This is a genomic window from Legionella santicrucis, from assembly GCF_001468135.1.
Lineage (GTDB): Bacteria > Pseudomonadota > Gammaproteobacteria > Legionellales > Legionellaceae > Legionella > Legionella santicrucis.
The window spans coordinates 201,699-219,206 of sequence record NZ_LNYU01000081.1 but is presented as its reverse complement, the minus strand read 5'-3'; the positions used below and the strand labels follow the sequence as shown (position 1 = coordinate 219,206).

Genomic DNA, 17,508 nt, shown 5'->3' with positions numbered 1-17,508 from the left:
AAGCGAATCCTTTACCTACAGGGTGACCGATGCCAACGGCAACACCACCACCGGCACCCTGAACGTCACCATCGTCGATGACGTCCCTGTTGTTTCTGATATCACACGATCAAGCCAGGCTACTGAAGGGATCACGGATACAAACTTACTATTGATTCTTGATACATCAAACAGCATGAACGACGATGGTAAACTCGCCACGCTGAAAAATGCCACTCTTGAATTATTGGAGCAATACGAGGCTCTTGGCGATGTAAGAGTACGAATTGTTACTTTCGACGGTACCTACAGCGGTGATCCTATACAAGACGGGGACGCAAGAACTGTAGGCAACGGTTGGATGACTGTAACAGAAGCAAAAGCTATAATACTTAACCTCACAGCTCCAGGAAATACAAATTATGATGCTGCCCTTAAAACAGCAGAAAATGCCTTTGATAATAGTAATGCAGTTACTACAGATACTAATGGCACAGTTACAGTTACTACAGGAAACCCAGCTAATGCACGCATTGATGGAGCACAAAATGTATCTTATTTTCTCTCTGATGGAGATCCAAGCCTCCCAACCACAAGTCTTGGAATTAACGCAAGTGAGGAAACAACATGGACGAACTTTCTAAATGATGAGCACATCCGCTCTTATGCATTGGGAATAGGGACAAACGTTACGCTCAGTAATCTAGACCCCATTGCATACGATGGGACTACAGCTACCAATACCAACGCTCAACAAGTGACAGATATTAGCCAACTCTCTGCTACATTAGTTTCTACTATTTCTGCGTCTCCGATAATAGGAAGCATTGTCACTGGTTCTAGTCTTGCTGAAAATTTCGGCGCAGATGGTGGTCACGTTCAATCCATTACAGTTAATGGGATTACCTATAGATTTGACTCAGCCGCCAACACCATAACACCTAGTGGTGCAGCAACCTTAGGAACGAATACATATAGCTTTGATTCAAATACTCATCAGCTTACAGTCACTATAAATAGTACTGAAGAAAAAATTTCAATGGATATGGATAATGGAGCATATACATTTACCCCACCCCAAACAATTACTAGTGCCATTAATCGAAGTATTGATTTTGTGGTAGTTGATAATGATGGTGATACCAATGGCGCTACACTTACATTCAATATTGATCTTCCGGGAGAAAGCCCTCATTTAGTCGTTCGTGATGATTTTATTGTGACTAACCAAACAGCTATCCCTGTTTCAGTTGTGTTAGCAAATGATACAGGCGGGGTCGGAGCCTCCTCTATCACAGTTAATGGTATTACTTATTCTAATACTGAGACAATAAATACCACGACTTCTTTTGATTACATCAATAACAGTAGTACTACAGGATATGCATCAAATACAGCCCATGTTGATATCAATCGCATAACCGGTACCACTTTAAGTAGCACGTTTAAAAATGAAATTCTATTAGGCGGCGCTAGTACTACGGATACAGTAACCTACGCAAGTACGACAAATAACCTCGGCACCACGGGTGTTACTGTTTCCTTAGCCACTACTGGCGCCCAAAACACCGTTCTCAGCGGCATAGATACTTTAATTAGCATAGAAAATCTTATCGGCTCCAATTATAACGACATATTGGCGGGTAATAGTTCTAACAACACCATTAATGGAGGAAATGGTAATGATACGATTACATACATTGATGCAAGTGGAGGAGTTACTGTAAATTTAAATGCGGGTACCGCCACTGGCGCTGATGGTAATGATACTTTAATTAGTATAGAAAATATTACCGGCTCCAAATATAATGACACACTAATCGGTAATGCTTCTGACAACATAATTAATGGCGGAGCTGGCAATGATTCAATTAATGGTGGCTCTGGTACTGATACGGTCACATACATAGATGCTGTAAGTACAAACGGCACTACCGGCGTTACTGTTTCTTTAGCCATCAGTGGTGCCCAAAACACCGTTCTCAGTGGAAATGATACTTTAAGTAACATAGAAAATCTTACCGGATCCAAATATAACGACACACTAACCGGTAACTCTTCTGCCAATATCATCAATGGCGGGGCTGGAAATGATATAATTGATGGTGGCTCTGGTAATGATACGGTTACATACATTGATGCAAGTGGAGGAGTTACTGTAAGTTTAAATACGGGCACCGCCACTGGCGCTGATGGTAATGATACTTTAATTAGTATAGAAAATATTACCGGCTCCAACTATGATGATATATTGGCTGGTAATAGTTCTAACAACATCATTGATGGAGGAAATGGTAATGATACAATTACATACATCAATGCAAGTGGAGCCGTTACTGTAAATTTAAGTACGGGCGCCGCCACTGGCGCTGATGGCAGTGATACTTTAAGTAATATAGAAAATATTATCGGTTCTAATTATAACGACACACTAACCGGTAATGCTTCTGACAACATAATTAATGGAGGTGCTGGCAATGATTCAATTAATGGAGGTGCTGGCAATGACACCCTATCTGGTGGATTAGGAAATGATACGATCAATGGAGGAAATGGTACTGATACGGTTACATATATCGATGCAGTAGGAGGAGTTACTGTATCCTTAGCCACTATTAGTCAACAAAATACTGTTTCCAGCGGACTTGATACTTTAAGTAACATAGAAAATCTTACTGGATCCAACTATAACGACACACTAACAGGTAACACTTCTGCAAATATGATTATAGGGGGCCAAGGTAATGATACACTCACTGGAGGAGCTGGTGCTGATACTTTCGTCTGGAACAGCGGAGATAATATAGGAAATCCTACAGATACCATTACAGACTTTAACATAAGTCAAGATAAGATTGATATAACTAATCTTTTGGTAGGTAATGTCACAGCTGCAAACTTATCCAATTACCTGAGTGTTAATGTTGTCGGCAGTAACACCCAGCTTACAATTGATGTTGATGGTGCCGGATCAGGAACAGCAACCCAGACTATAAATTTAACAAATGTAAATGCCAACCTAACATCTCTGCTGAATTCAGGTGCCCTAATTTATTCATCAAATCCAGTTGCTGCCCCTATTGTATTTGATTTAAACAATGATGGATTTAATTTTACGAGTCATACTAATAACTCTTTCTTATTCGATTTTAATAATAACGGAACTTTGCAAATGGCAGCTTCGATTGGTAGCTCTGATGCCTTTTTAGTTTATGATAAAAATAATGATCAGACTGTCAACAATGGCTCTGAAATTGTGTTTGCAGATCCCACCAACAATGCCTTCACTGACTTGCAAGGATTAAAAGTAAACTATGATACTAATTTCGATAATAAATTAGACAGCAATGATGCTAATTTTTCGCAGTTTGGATTGTGGCAAGATAGTAACCAGAATGGAGTCAGCGATCCCGGTGAATTTAAATCACTTTCTGATTATGGAATTACTAGTATTGATTTAACAGGCTATAGAGAAGGATTTACCGCAGCGAATGGAGAAGTTCAAGTATACTCGCTAGGTTCATTCACTTACCAAGATGGAAGTACCGGTACTTTTGCTGATGCAGGATTCAGTCTTTTTGAATCCTCTGCTCAAGATACAACATCCTCAACAGAGAAAACTCTTTTAGGAGAACAGCTAACAAATCATTCACTTTTGAGCGAGTATACACATTTATTAGAAGATCCGACTGAAATGGTTCATTTAGGTAAGCTTTCTGAAATAGTTGGTATGCATGAATTTAAATTAGGTGGGCACAGTATAGAATTAACTATAAATGAAATTAAACAACTTTTTGCTGCGGCAATGGAACAACATGATGGAAATCCATCCAATCACAGCAGAAACATTTTAGACTTAGATTATAAGGCCGTACATGCCCTAACAGAAAATAGTGAATTAAACTTACAATTGGTAGAACAGGGTAATAACGTGAACGTATTAAAAATAAATGCTGCTGCTACCGATACGATAAATTTAGAAAATGCAACCGACATTACTAAACATATTCCCCAAGGTCAAATTGGAGCCGGAGATCACATGTTCCAAATTCACAGTTCGGATGCATCGCAATCAGCATATGTTCATATTGTAGGAACCCCTATTGTTAACATGGAAGCGCCACATCCTGAACCTCATCCGGTTACTCATGTGTAATTTAACGTGAGTCATAATCCGGGGAACGTTGCACCAAACTCCCGGATTACAATTACGCCTAATCCGGGCATGCACTTAAGTATCCTTCGGTGCTGGTCTCCCTGCGTTTTTTTAAGTTATAGGTTCAATTGGTGCCAAGTACAAGCCTTGCCCCCAAATAATAGACAAGGTCTGTAGCATTTCCCATTGAGTTGAAGACTCAACTTGAGTAGCAATGACCTGAAGATCTAAAGTCTTTGCCATTTCATTAAAATAATACAAAAAAAACTGTTTGCTTTGATCTTTATCCATATTATAAGTTAGGCTGCCATGAAGTTTAATATAGGTGATAGGTAAATCACTTAAATAATGCATGGAACTAAAGTGCAGGCCAACTTGATCTATTCCCGAATGAATCTGTAACTCGTTTATTTTATTTAAAAAATCATTTACTTCATTAAAATATTGAAAAACTAATGATTCATTTAACTCTATATGCATCAACTGCCGTATTTCTAAAGACAACTCAGATAGTTTTTTTAAATAATATGCTCTATGTTTTTTATTACTTAAGGTATCTTCAGATATATTTAAAGCAAACGTTTCTTCATGAACTGAAAACCGACCCACAGCTTCCAAAACAAATAAATCAACTTGGTGAGCAAGCCCTAATTGTTGCGCAATTGGCATAAAATAACTGGCAGAATGTAAATCATTTTTTCCTTTTTGTAACCGCACATAGATCTCCTGATGAAAAGCAGCTTTTCCATCAGTAACAGGCTGCATATAAAGAGACAAATTCCCAGCAGAGATTATTTCAGCAACTCTAGTTTTTTCCAAGTTTTGAATATTAGGCATTGAATTGAGAAGATAATAACTCGTGTCATCAGACTTTTCTCTTGCCTGATTTAACGCTTTATCTGCCTCGCTAAGCACCTCTCCAGGCTCTTGATTCAATTTAAAAGAAGCAATACCTATATATATTTTCACCTCATTATCCTGTACAAAAGAATAACATTTTTTCTGAAAATCATTAAAATATTGTTTCAATGTATCCAACGCATTCTCTGGAAAAACTAGCGCAAATTGACTTCCTCTCATCCTAGCTATGCTCCAGGCATACATGGATTTACCAAAATGAACACATAAGTTAGCCACTTCCTGAAGTAGGGAGTTCCCTCTCAAATAGCCTTCTTTCTGATTCAACATTTCTAGCCCATCAATTGCCACCAGCATAACAATACCCGGAAAAAATTCATGTTCATTATGCAATAAAGCATTAAGTTGTCTTATAAATAATTCCCTATTAGGCAAGCCGGTTAAAGGATCCTCGAACGATTTCTTCTGCAATGTATGGATATGTTTTGATTGCTCCTCGAAACGTTGTTTTATTTTAAGTACCATTTGATTCATAGCCAAAGTAACCTCCTTGATTTCGGTAGTCTTAGGTATCTGTGTTTCAATGGGAAACTTACGGTCTTGAATGGCTATAGCTTGAACTTTTAAACGATTTAGGGGGCCAAGCAGCCAACGGATAAATAAATAGGCAACAAATAAAGACAATAAAGCGTAAACTATATAAAACTGTATTAAATCATTAGCATTATGCCACAGAACTTGATATAGGTAATTGGAATTACTCTCTATAACAACTTCACCAGCCTGCCTCCACCCTCTCATGACTAACGCAGATTTTTCCACATTATGCCATTTCATCAGACAAATAAACCATTTTGGTACATTGACTCTTTCGGTCGTAGTACGCAATACAATCACTTTATCCTCAGCATCTCGCACTGCAATAGAGGAAAAATACCCACTGTCAAATACTGCTTGCACCATACCAAGTACGGTTGCTTTATCTTCATCGACTAAAACATGCGATAAAGATAAGCCTAATGATGTTGCTGTATTTTGAGCATTACTCTCTAACTGCTCAATAAAATAATTGCGCGTGTTATTCATAGTGATGGCATAAGTACCTATAAAACTCAGTAGCAACACACTTAATACCCCTATCACCATCTTCTTTGTAAGTGTCATAGTTCATTTACCTTTTTGCATGTATTCCAATACGCGACGCCATTTACTCAAACCCGAAGCACTTCCCAATGACCTACTATCCCCTCCAGTCTTTGCTAACCATAAGCCTTCCCCATTAAAGCTATAAATAGGTATTAAATCAGGCCGTTTTGACGCAGGAAGAATCTCACTGACTAAGTTATCTAAAACAAATGGATCTGCACCGGGTTGAGGATAATAAGCCAAAACCATGTGAGCGCGATTTAGTTTTATTGATTTAACATAGGTAATTCTTAATTGTTTGGTAGGAACTCCTAAAGATAATAAGGTGAAATATTTAGCGATGGAAAAATCTTCGCAATCTCCTCCCCCATCCACCACAAACTCCTCTGGAGTCTTCCAATAATCTTCTTGACCTTGGTAATAAGTCTCTGACGTAAATTCGAATTGATTAAAAAAATCATTAACCCGCTGTAATCGTACAGACGTTGGCTTATTTTTTAAATCTTCAATCAAAAGTCGCCAACTATGAAATCTGCGCTTTACAGCTCCATTATGAGTCTGCTCTTGCTTTGCTATCATATCCATCTGAAGCAAAGCAGAAGCACTGTACGATAAAGGAGAGCCCGATGAAAAAAAAATACTTAAACCAATCACCAGTACCAATATGTAGTAATATAAAAATTTAGCGAAAAAATACTGTACGATTATTAACTCCTTAGTAGTGTATTTGTTATTTAATCGGAACCACCACCTGACGTACAGCAGTATTTATATCTCGCTTATTCTTATAAGTGATTAAAGCACCTTGAACCTGAGCAACTTCCTTCAATCTTGCCATAGTATTCCCGGCCAGGCCTTTATATTCATAGGGTCCAACGAATACCTCATGCAGATTATCCGTTCTCAAAATAACACCGGCTCTAAAGCCTAAACTACGCAAACGATTAGTTAAATCTACTGCAAAAGTTTTTTCTTTAAAAGCGCCACAAGATATATACCAAACTTGAGGTGTTATTTGCTGAGGTGAAGTAGCGTTCCTATTAATAACCGAAGGGGTCATCTGAGCGTCCGCAAAGCTAGGTACGGGATGATCCAGACCAATAGGCTTATCCTTCACATCCGGATAAGGAATTTTGTCCATATTACCATCTAGTAGAATATGCTCTTGTGCCGAAGTAAATACGTCGTTATTTTTAACATTAATGGGAAGTTTCATATGCAAATAACTTAATAATTTACCCATTCCATTGATGATACGATAACGAGCAAACACTTCTTCCATTTTTCCCCGTTCATATGCAATTTGTGCTTCATATAACTCATTTTGAGAATCCAATAAATCCAGCAAAGTTCGCTTATTGAGCTTAAATTGTTCTAAATAAGCAGTTCGAGTTTGAAGAGACGCATCCACATGAGAACGTAGTGGATTAAGACGAAGTTTTGATGAGGTCCATGCGTTCCACGATAGTCTCAAAGATTCTCTTAAATCAATTAATGCCTTATTTTTAATTTCATAAGCTTCTTGGACCTGATAAGCTGCTTCACGTACACCAGCAGTATCTGAACCGCCGCGAAATAGATTATATGTCCCACGGAGCATTGCTAACCTATCATTGTTAGGCCCTACCAAGCCATCAAGGTTGCGGTTTTGCGACGCACTTAAGACCAGATCAATACGAGGATAATACGCAGAACGGGTTACACTGTATCGAGCCTTTGCTTCTTTTACGTCTGCATAAGTAGCTTTAACTGTGGGATGATATTCCAATCCTATTTCAATAGATTTTTCAAGACTTGCTGGTAAATCCTGAGCAGTAGGTACCTTAGGATAGTGTAAATTATGTGGCCATTTACCAACCACTTTTGCATAATTGATTTGGGCCTCGCGCAAATTTGCTTGAGCGCTGATACGATTAGCCTCAGCCAAAGCGAGACGTCCGTTCGCTTGGAAAACTTCTGCCTCCCGTGAAAGTCCTGCTTTAGTGCGCTCTTCTATCATAGAAAAAATTGGGCTGTGGGCTTTTAGATTTTGAACTGAGATTTGATAAAGTTTTTCATGCATTAACACCGTTAAATAACGGTTTACTACATCTAAAGACATGTCTTCAGCAATGCCTTGAGTTTTTAATTTTTGTGCTTGGGTTAAAAAAACATTACGTTTGTATTCGTTAACATTGGCGCCACCAGCAAAAAGATTTTGTTTTAGCTCAACCGAAGACTCTTGTCGATTCAACGTAGTCCCATTAGGAGCATTATCGATGGCTGTTGTTGTAGGGTTAATACTTTTCTCTCTACCTGTTCCTCCCGCTAAGTCTACGGTAGGATAAAAACTGCCGCGAGCTTTATATATTCCCTGCTGAGCAGTTAAAGATCTTGCAGTATTTAACAGTACATCAGGATGAGAAAGCAACGATTGCTGTACTGCTTCGTTCAATGTATCAGCCACTAATGAGGTGGAAACTAAAAAAGATGCTGTTGCAACAAGTATCCTTTTCATATAACTCCTATCCATCCAAAATATCCTTATTTATCATGTATAGTGCACTTGATCAATCATTTAATTTTTCATTAACTATACAAATTCATCAACTAAGCTATACTCAATTTAAAGAAGAATAAAGTACTAATAAAAATGACAACGTACCGAAAACAATCCTGGTCTAATATAGACATGTATACGGAGATAACAAAAGACTCTTTGCTCTCCTGTCTGGTGTTATTAACACGCTACTATCAAAACCCCTACTCACCTCGATCTCTAATTGCGCGACTTCCATTACAAGAGAATCAATTGTCATTGGACTTGTTTGCACGGGCTGCCCATAGAGCCTCTCTAGAGAGCGAAATAGTAACAATTGATCTGGATACAATCAACGATGATTCATTACCTGTCATTTTGCTCACTAAGACTCATACTGCTTTCCTTATGGTCTTAGATGAAAAAAATCAAAGAAAAATCATCAATCCCCTAGCGCCTGATAAGAATAACTCATTAAATGAAATAAAAGCAGCCTATAGTGGTCAAGCAATTCTTGTAAGACCAAAGTATAAGCACTCGGCTCGCGCCAAAGAATCTATGGCCCAAAAACCTCAAAGTTGGTTCTGGGGTGTTGCCATGAAATCTTGGCGTATTTATTCCGAAGTACTCATTTCTGCATTTTTAATAAATCTATTTGCCCTCGCATTCCCTTTATTTACAATGAATGTTTATGACCGAGTCGTTCCGAATCAAGCCATTGTTACTATGTGGGTCTTAGTAAGTGGCATAATATGTATTTTCTTATTTGATTTACTTTTGAAAAGTTTAAGAGCTCACTTTATTGATGTAGCCTGCAAACGTACTGATACCGAATTATCTGCTCATATTTTCGAGAAAATTTTGGGTATTAATATGTTAAGTCGACCTAAATCAGTAGGTGCTTTTTCCAACACCGTGCAGTCATTTGAGATATTTCGTGACTTCATCACTTCCAGCACATTAACCTTATTTGTGGATCTGCCGTTTGTTTTTATATTTATCTTAGTGATTTACTTAATTGGAGGAAGTCTTTTTTGGATTCCTTTATTGGTAATCCCTATTATTGCTATTATTGGTTTTGTCTTACAAGCGCCTCTCATCAAATACACCAAAGAATCCTATCAATTTGCAGCCGAAAAACAAGCTACCCTATTTGACTCATTATCCAACATTGAAACAGTGAAAACGTTGGGCGCTGAGACTACATTACAATCTCGTTGGGAGCATATTGTTCAATTGTCTGCAGACAATAGCATGAAATTACGCCTTATTTCAAACATCAGCATGAATTTAACCTTATTCATTCAACAGGCAGCAAGTATTGCCGTTGTCATTGCTGGCGTTTATATGATTACAGAAGGCGACCTGACAATGGGAGGTTTAATTGCCTGCACTATACTTGCAGGGCGTGCTCTGGCACCTATGTCACAAATAGCCGGTTTATTTACTCGCTATTACCAATCAGTCAATGCATTGCGTTCACTTGACAAAGTGATGGCTCTATCTACAGATGTTGATGAAGAAGCCCATTATTTACATCGCCCCTCTATAAAAGGCAATATTGAATTCCAAAATGTAGGATTTTTCTATCAAGATCAGCAAATAGCTATTCTTAAAGACTTAAATTTCAAAATCCGTGCAGGAGAAAAAATTGCCATTATTGGCAGAGTAGGTTCAGGTAAATCCACCCTTGCTCGCTTACTCATGCAGCTCTATAAACCTACAGAAGGCTCAATTATTATTGATAATACAGAGTACAGACAAATTAACCCCGATGATTTGCGTCAAAAAATAGGATATTTGCCTCAAGATGTTACTTTATTTTATGGTAGCATAAGAGAAAACATTACTATGGGTGCTCCCTTTGTTCGTGATGAAGATCTGATTAAAGCTTGTGATGTAGCAGAAATTGGTTCTTTCACCAACAATCATCCTCAAGGATTAGATCGGCAAGTCGGAGAAAGGGGCGCGGAACTTTCTGGAGGTCAACGCCAAGCAGTAGGTATTGCTCGCAGTTTATTACGCAATCCCAACATTCTTATTCTCGACGAACCCACTTCCGCTATGGATTTAAATAATGAGCGCAATTTTAAGCAACGATTATCTCAGTATCTAACAGAAAATCATACGCTTATTTTAATCACTCATAAAACCTCTATGTTAGACCTAATTGATCGCATTATTATTCTTGATGAAGGTAGAATAATAGCCGATGGACCTAGGGATACCATACTTACTGCCTTAAAAACAGGCATGAGTATTGATAGGAAGACAGCATGATAAATAAAAAACCATCACATTTAACATCTCATCTACTTCTTATAATCTCAGTATTGTTTATTTTTTTTGCTTTACTCTGGGCTAATTTTGCAGTTTTAGATGAGGTCACTGTAGGAGAGGGCAAGGTCATACCCTCAAGCCAAATTCAAGTCATTCAAAATCTCGAAGGTGGCATTGTAGAAAAAATTTATGTCCACGAAGGAGAAACAGTCCAAAAAAATCAAGTTCTTATGAAAATTAGCGACATACGATTCACTTCTTCCTATAACACCTCGTTAAAAAAAATCGATGCCCTACAACTGGAAATTGCACGTATTATGGCACAAATAAATAATCAACCCTTTGTAGAGCCTAAAGGTATAAAAACAAACGATCCTACCTATATGGCCCAAAAAGCCCTGTATGATTCAAAAACCGAAGAGCTAAAACAATTAAACTCTCAATTAGAAGTAGCAGAGCACGAACTATCACTCACCAAACCTTTAGTATCCAAAGGAGCAGCGTCTCAAGTAGAGGTCCTGCAATTGGAGCGTTCTATCAACGAAATTAAAGGTAAAATTTCCAATTTTAAATCAACCATATTAGAACGATTAAATACCGCTAAAAGCGAGCTCGCCGCTCTAGTAGCTGCAGATGATGCGGATAAAGACCGCGTGGTTCGCACTACAGTACGTTCCCCTGTTAAAGGCATTGTGAAAAAAATCCAAATAAACACCCTCGGTGGGGTTGTCCAACCTGGCGTAGACATTATGGAAATAGTTCCTATTGAGGATACTCTATTAATTGAAGCTAAAATCAAACCTCGAGATATAGGTTTTATCCATCCTGGACAGAATGCAATGGTAAAAATAACCGCATATGACTACTCCATTTATGGAGGCCTACCTGGTAAAGTAGAACAAATCAGTGCGGACTCAATGGTTGATCAAAAAAACAATAATAAAGAAGAGAGTTATTACCTACTTCGAGTTCGAACAACTAAAAATTATCTAGGCACAAAAGAAAAACCGCTTAACATAATTCCAGGAATGCAGGCTTCGGTTGATATATTAACGGGGAAAAAGACCGTCATGCAATATTTGCTTAAACCCATACTTAAAGCAAAGCAAACGGGTTTGCGGGAACGTTAAGATCCGGGAACAAGATCTTGGTAAAATTAGCCACACTAATTAAAAAAATGTTCCTTTTATGAGTGTTATTATTTCTAAAACCTATATCTGCTTATTTTTTATAAGGCTCCGCTCCCTAAGGTGAACTCTATTTAAATATAAAAAACTTTATGCTGTAACATAATCATCTCTTCCAAATAAGAACGAAAATGAAAAAAATAATATATCATGTATGTTCTTTTCTCTGTTTTTCATCTTATACAGCAAATCAATTACTGGATTTAACACATCCTTTTGATAAAAATACTATTTATGGTCGGGTTTTACCTTAAAAAAAGCTTCTTATGGCATAAATGATAAAGACTATTTTTATTCTGCTTTCAAATTTTGCGCTCCTGAACATGGAGGCACTCATGTTAATGCTCCAAGACAATTTGCGGAACATGGCTTAACAGTCTAGACCCGGGTAACTCAGAGGAGTCGTGGGCCCACCATGTTTTATTGGGCAATAATATCTATGGCATAGAAAATATTGCAAATTTAGATAAAGTTCCTATTTTAGGGGCCACACTTATTGTAGCACCACTTAAAATAGTTGGTGGTAGTAGCGCCCCAACCAGGTTATATGCATTAGTTCCTTGAAACATTTGTAGCTATTAAGGGTAAATGCTTTAAAACTGTTGTAATGCATCGTTATAAGGCCTGTGAGTAAGGAAAAACTATATGAGCAACTGTGGAAACTAGAAGGCATTATGAATGAATTAAAAAATTATCATAATTTAAAATGAACACAATACAGAGAATTAGAGTACACTCAATTCAAGCTTATTTTGTTGCTATTTCTTTGAATATCAAAAGATTGGTATTTTTATCCTTTATGAAATAGCTCTAATTTTGATCCAACTTTGATCCTATTTTTCAATAGGATGTCCCATATTTCCTATTGTCCTAATCCAATGCAATAAAAGTGGATGGATCTCTGTCAATAAACCGTTTGATTAATTGTTGCCAAAAAGGACGATATAAAACATTAAATAAGGGATGCGAGTCATCAACAGGAAAACATGGTCCATGATTCACTTCCAATAACCAAAGCTTATTACCCTCCGCTTCAATTATAAAATCAAAACCAAAACAAGCAATTCGAGGCTGACTATCCTGCCAAATAGTGGCAAATTGTTTTTTTAAGGTCTTCACTACAAGTTGGCAAATAGAAATAATGCCCTGCTTATAGGGTTGAAAAATGGCCATATCATCGCTTAAGCGTTGCACAACATTAAGCCGTTCATCACTAAGATGTTCATTGGTAAGATGAGCTTCTAATAGGTTGAAATTATCTTCTTGATAAGGTTTTAAAGCAATATTTAAATAACCACTAGGAAAAAGTGCTGAGCCTACGTGCGTAGATACCACCAGTAATTCTCGAATAGAAAATTTATGACCGAATGTAGGTCCTTGAATGAGTTGTGGCTTAACAATATAACGTTGCAAAACTTGCGGCCCTCCCATGCGATGATGAGAAAGAAAATGTGCCTCAACATCGCTTAGATCATGAAATATATGAATATGTTGTCCATTATTCAACGTAGAGGGTTTCAGTATCCAAGGAAAGTTAGCAGCTTCGGAGTTACCAATATCAGCCAATACCAAAGGCCAAATTCGATCATCGATAAAAAAGGTCTCCGGCATCAAATATTCGAGATTATTTTCTTGTAAGAAGGATGCCAGAAGATGCTTATACTCCAATGTCTTACTAATCAACGGTGAAAACTGAAGCCAATCTTCATTTACTGACGCCAGTGCCGAAAACTTACATGGCTTCCATCCTTCCGCTTTCAAAAAACGAGTCAAATTAGCATGTGTGGGCGATTTGTCTTCTACTAAATGAAATTTTCTCATAATCTTTTGCTGTTCATTTTTTCAATTCCGTATTTCATAAACAAGTATAGCCTTTATTAAATGAGTTCGTAATACATGATTTAGAGCATGTAGTATATAGATAAATACTGAGGTTCATTACTCGCCTAATTTATCCTCTTTGATGGCTGGTCAATAGCCTATATAATCTTATTTACAATTCAAATCAATGATTAAGCTAGAGGATACCTATGTTTCAATCCGTGTTAATAATTGCATTAATGACTTTTAGCATCATCACTCAAGCAGCCCTCCCTAATGATCCAATCCAACGCTGCTTAGATATTAGAAGGCTTGCGGACTTTACCACAAGACAGAAAATGGCCGCTAAAGAACCTGGTGTATTGCGCTTTAAATTTCATAAAATTTCAGCATCAGAATTACCGTTAGATAATCCTGTAGGAAACATGGATGAAGTGATTAAAGCATTAAATAATCAGATTGAAAACTGCAATAAAAACTACGGTGGATTTCAAACAGTGACGATTGCTGGTCAAAAATTCAAGCGCCACGAATGGTGTCTTAATACCAATACAAAAATGCTCTCTCTTGCACAAGCTGCCCATGGTGATTTTCAAAAATATTTAGCGGCCATTAAAACCGAATTTGATTGGTATAAAAGTGATGGCTGGCCTGAAAATCATGCCGGATTTAAAAAGGGGGAATTTCAATTTACTGCCTATTACGCCCCAGCCGCTCTTGAGGCTCGCACCAAACAAGATGGAACATTTTTATACCCTATTTATAGTAATCCCGGAGTCGTACAAGTAACATCGGAAAGCAAAAAACTCCATTTGCACCCTCCTCTTTGCGGAGTTGATCCGCTGACCAAAATGGTACGTGGATTTTGCCTGAAAAATGCCAATAACACTTACTCCTTAGTGCCGGATCGAGAAGAAGTTAACCATGGAGCTTTAAATCCAAAGTATGTAATTGGCTATGTTAAAGACCCCAATGACCCTGCTTTTTTAATGCTTCAAGGCTCAGGTTCATTAATTCTTGATGGTCAATTATTTCAGCTTAATTACGATGGTGCTAACGGTAGACCACGCACCATGCTTGGACGAATAGTCCAATGCGCACAAGACCCCACTTGTGGTGGTAATTTGGATACCATTGAACGTTGTGCTAAAGATCCTAAATGTCATGATGAAACAAAGCTACGCTGCAATGTATCGAAAAAAATTAAACAAAGCGGCGCATCAGAAAAGTTAATTCGCCAATATCTAAATACTCTTAACCCAGATAAAGCCGAGAATTTGAGAAATCGCGATCAAAGCTATGTCTTTTTTGCTAAAGAAAATGGTGGGCCTTATGGTTCAGAAAATATTCCCCTAACCCCCCATACCTCATGTGCCACCGATCATAGGGTCATTCCTATTGGAATGAGTTTTATTTATCAGTCCAAAAAATCTACTTCATGGTGTGTTGCCCAAGACGCAGGTGGTGCTATTGTAGGAGCTCATGTTGACGTTTATAAAGGCGAGGGAAATCAAGCTGGTATAGAAGCAAATGGGTTAAATCACGCAGGATCATTATTTGTGGCTCTACCAAAACATAAATAGAATCCTAGTATCTGCTCCTTGGTGTTAGTGCTGCTTTTATCATCCTCTAAAGCATATACTCGGAGCAGATAATCCTCTTCATGTAATGATTTTGTCACTGGTAGCGCTTTTGATGCAGCCCTACCTCATCCGTACTTAGTGTAGGATTTTTTGAGTCAGTCCCCCGAATCTTTAGTAAAATCTTGGGCCGTGGACAGATTATTTTCTCGAGTTAAAGAGCCTCAGCCACTGTTGATCCTGGCCTCTCCGCTTTTCGCGGAGGGTGACGAACTTTGTATTTATAGAGTGAAGTAAAAGCAATGTGTAGAACGTCATCTTCCGCGAAACAGAATATCTATTAAAGAGCAGTCCCATTAATCAAATTTAGAACAATCCCTATTGATCCTAGACCCTTTATTTTTCACGGGGTTCATCTCATCGTGGCAAAAATGCGGGATAATATTCGAGAAATGGAGTTTCGGGCCAGCGCTGTTTTAACTCATTTAATATTGCGATCGTCATCTCTCGTAAATGGGGTAATTGCTTATGAGACGTTGTTTTATCAATAAATGCTTGCAACCTTGAAAAAACTCTTGGTCTCACCCAATTATCTTCTACCTTCCATAGAGAATCTTCAGGTACAGGGCCTGACGGTCCATTTCTGTCTTTTTCCCAAATTGAATCAATGAAAGGTATTGTTTGTTGTAAAATCCAAAAACCGCAAGCATAAGTATAGGCCTTCTCATATTCCGTATCATCTGCTGCTGCAGGAATATTTTGTTTGAGCCCTTCTCTATAAATAAGCTCTAAGTGTTCAATAATATCAGAAGGAACTGCTTTCGCACACCAACAAGTAGGCATACTCATACGTAGATAAGTTCCATCTAGTAACGCATTACGTACAACACACCATTCAAAATCAATAAGCTGCAGATCTTTTGTTTTTGTATGGTCAAATACATTATCAGGACAAATATCACCATGGGTCAGAACGGTAAAAGGTCCTGGTTTTAGCACGTACTCAATGACAGACTTGGCTTCATCAATGCATTCATCGGTTAAAATTAAACTTAACTTTTTATTTGCAGCATCCAATTTTGGTAACAAATCAGCAAACATAAAATCAAGTTCGGCATCAATTGATGGAGCATCTTGATTAATGGATATTAAAATGCGCTCATAAAGCTCGGTATTTCCAAAACTTGCTGCGTGAAAACTACCAAGAGCGTTCACGAAGCGAGTCAATGCTGTAGTAGCTACCATTTGATTTGCTGCCGTAAGCGAATCAACTAAACTGATATGAGGCATCCCCAAGTCTTCAATAAGAAGAAATCTGTCCGCTTTATCGCCCCCATAAAATTTTGGCGCATTATGACTCGTTTGTTTAATTTGATTTGCAAACTCAAGGCCAGCCCAATCCCGGGCAAATCGAGCATATGCCTCTTTATCATCAACATCAGTTTCTTCTCGTAAAGATTGCTTCAAAATAACACTTGCAGGAACTGTTTTCACTTTACTTGATAAAACCAGTCTTACCACACAATTTCTACGCTCAGGCTCACTTAAAAACTGGGTGGAACATACCTTAACTTCTGTAGCAAATTTTATATTTAACAGATGAGTAATCTTATGAAGCATCTTAGGATCAAGGACTTTCTTTTCTATTGTCATAGTAACTCGCTTTAATTAATACGCCCTTGTGTTTCCTGTTCTTCCTCAAAAAACTTCACAAAAAATGTTTTAGAAAGCTGGGGATTTTTTTTATTAGTTCGAGTAAATTCTTCCTGAAAACCACACTTCCTATAAAATTCTGGAGCTTGAAAAGCACTGGTACATAAATTAATGTTGTTAAAACCCTGGCCTTTGAAATGGGCTTCAAGAGCCTCTATCAATTGGCGCCCATATCCTTTACCGCGATGATTAGCATCGACCCAAATATCATCAATATAAATTTCAGCAAAAGCGGTAAATGCATTAATAACTCCGCATACTTCATTGACT

At 37.8% G+C, this 17,508-nt stretch carries 11 protein-coding genes and 1 pseudogene; 6 read left to right on the top strand and 6 right to left on the bottom strand.

Annotated elements, in window-relative coordinates; all coding sequences use genetic code 11:
* The first annotated feature begins 22 nt into the window (after nucleotides 1–22).
* On the top strand, nucleotides 23–4,135 hold the full coding sequence (locus Lsan_RS14520; RefSeq protein ID WP_058514855.1) for a beta strand repeat-containing protein: 4,113 nt from the start codon (nucleotides 23–25) through the stop codon (nucleotides 4,133–4,135).
* A gap of 111 nt (nucleotides 4,136–4,246) precedes the next feature.
* Here Lsan_RS14520 and Lsan_RS14515 read toward each other — a convergent pair whose 3' ends face one another.
* The 3 genes from Lsan_RS14515 to Lsan_RS14505 all read right to left on the bottom strand — a co-directional run bounded on the left by Lsan_RS14515 (nucleotide 4,247) and on the right by Lsan_RS14505 (nucleotide 8,636).
* Nucleotides 4,247–6,157, bottom strand: a complete 1,911-nt coding sequence (locus Lsan_RS14515) for an EAL domain-containing protein (RefSeq protein WP_058514854.1) — start codon at nucleotides 6,155–6,157, stop codon at nucleotides 4,247–4,249.
* 3 nt (nucleotides 6,158–6,160) lie between these two features.
* The gene (locus Lsan_RS14510) at nucleotides 6,161–6,718 is read right to left on the bottom strand and encodes a transglutaminase-like cysteine peptidase (RefSeq protein ID WP_237762145.1); all 558 of its coding nucleotides are present in this window, start codon (nucleotides 6,716–6,718) and stop codon (nucleotides 6,161–6,163) included.
* A 151-nt stretch (nucleotides 6,719–6,869) separates the two neighbouring features.
* Nucleotides 6,870–8,636 (bottom strand): TolC family outer membrane protein, encoded by a 1,767-nt coding sequence (locus Lsan_RS14505; RefSeq protein WP_058514853.1) that lies wholly within the window; start codon nucleotides 8,634–8,636, stop codon nucleotides 6,870–6,872.
* Nucleotides 8,637–8,771: 135 nt separating this feature from the next.
* On the opposite strand from Lsan_RS14505, the gene Lsan_RS14500 reads away from it, so the two are divergent.
* From Lsan_RS14500 to Lsan_RS23600, 4 genes and pseudogenes are all read left to right on the top strand, one after another.
* A complete protein-coding gene (locus Lsan_RS14500) occupies nucleotides 8,772–10,937 on the top strand; it encodes a type I secretion system permease/ATPase (RefSeq protein ID WP_058514852.1) in 2,166 nt (721 codons plus the stop codon).
* A complete protein-coding gene (locus Lsan_RS14495; protein ID WP_058514851.1) occupies nucleotides 10,934–12,067 on the top strand; it encodes an HlyD family type I secretion periplasmic adaptor subunit in 1,134 nt (377 codons plus the stop codon). Before Lsan_RS14500 ends, Lsan_RS14495 begins: the two co-directional genes overlap by 4 nt.
* Nucleotides 12,068–12,255: 188 nt before the next feature.
* Entirely contained in the window at nucleotides 12,256–12,378 is a 123-nt protein-coding gene (locus Lsan_RS23380; RefSeq protein ID WP_272947153.1) for a hypothetical protein, read from the top strand.
* Nucleotides 12,379–12,756: 378 nt separating this feature from the next.
* A pseudogene (locus Lsan_RS23600) lies at nucleotides 12,757–12,923 on the top strand (IS1182-like element ISLlo2 family transposase); the annotation flags it as partial.
* Between the two features lie 71 nt (nucleotides 12,924–12,994).
* Here the strand turns inward: Lsan_RS23600 and Lsan_RS14490 are convergent.
* A complete protein-coding gene (locus Lsan_RS14490) occupies nucleotides 12,995–13,945 on the bottom strand; it encodes an ATP-grasp domain-containing protein (protein ID WP_058514850.1) in 951 nt (316 codons plus the stop codon).
* Nucleotides 13,946–14,154: 209 nt separating this feature from the next.
* On the opposite strand from Lsan_RS14490, the gene Lsan_RS14485 reads away from it, so the two are divergent.
* Nucleotides 14,155–15,528, top strand: coding sequence for an MltA domain-containing protein (locus Lsan_RS14485; protein WP_058514849.1), 1,374 nt, complete (start codon nucleotides 14,155–14,157; stop codon nucleotides 15,526–15,528).
* A 414-nt stretch (nucleotides 15,529–15,942) separates the two neighbouring features.
* On the opposite strand, the gene Lsan_RS14480 is transcribed toward Lsan_RS14485, so the two are convergent.
* Both Lsan_RS14480 and Lsan_RS14475 read right to left on the bottom strand, forming a co-directional pair.
* A complete protein-coding gene (locus tag Lsan_RS14480; protein WP_058514848.1) occupies nucleotides 15,943–17,178 on the bottom strand; it encodes a phosphotransferase in 1,236 nt (411 codons plus the stop codon).
* 11 nt (nucleotides 17,179–17,189) lie between these two features.
* The coding region (locus tag Lsan_RS14475) for a GNAT family N-acetyltransferase (protein ID WP_157068314.1) at nucleotides 17,190–17,508 on the bottom strand (319 nt) is incomplete at its 5' end.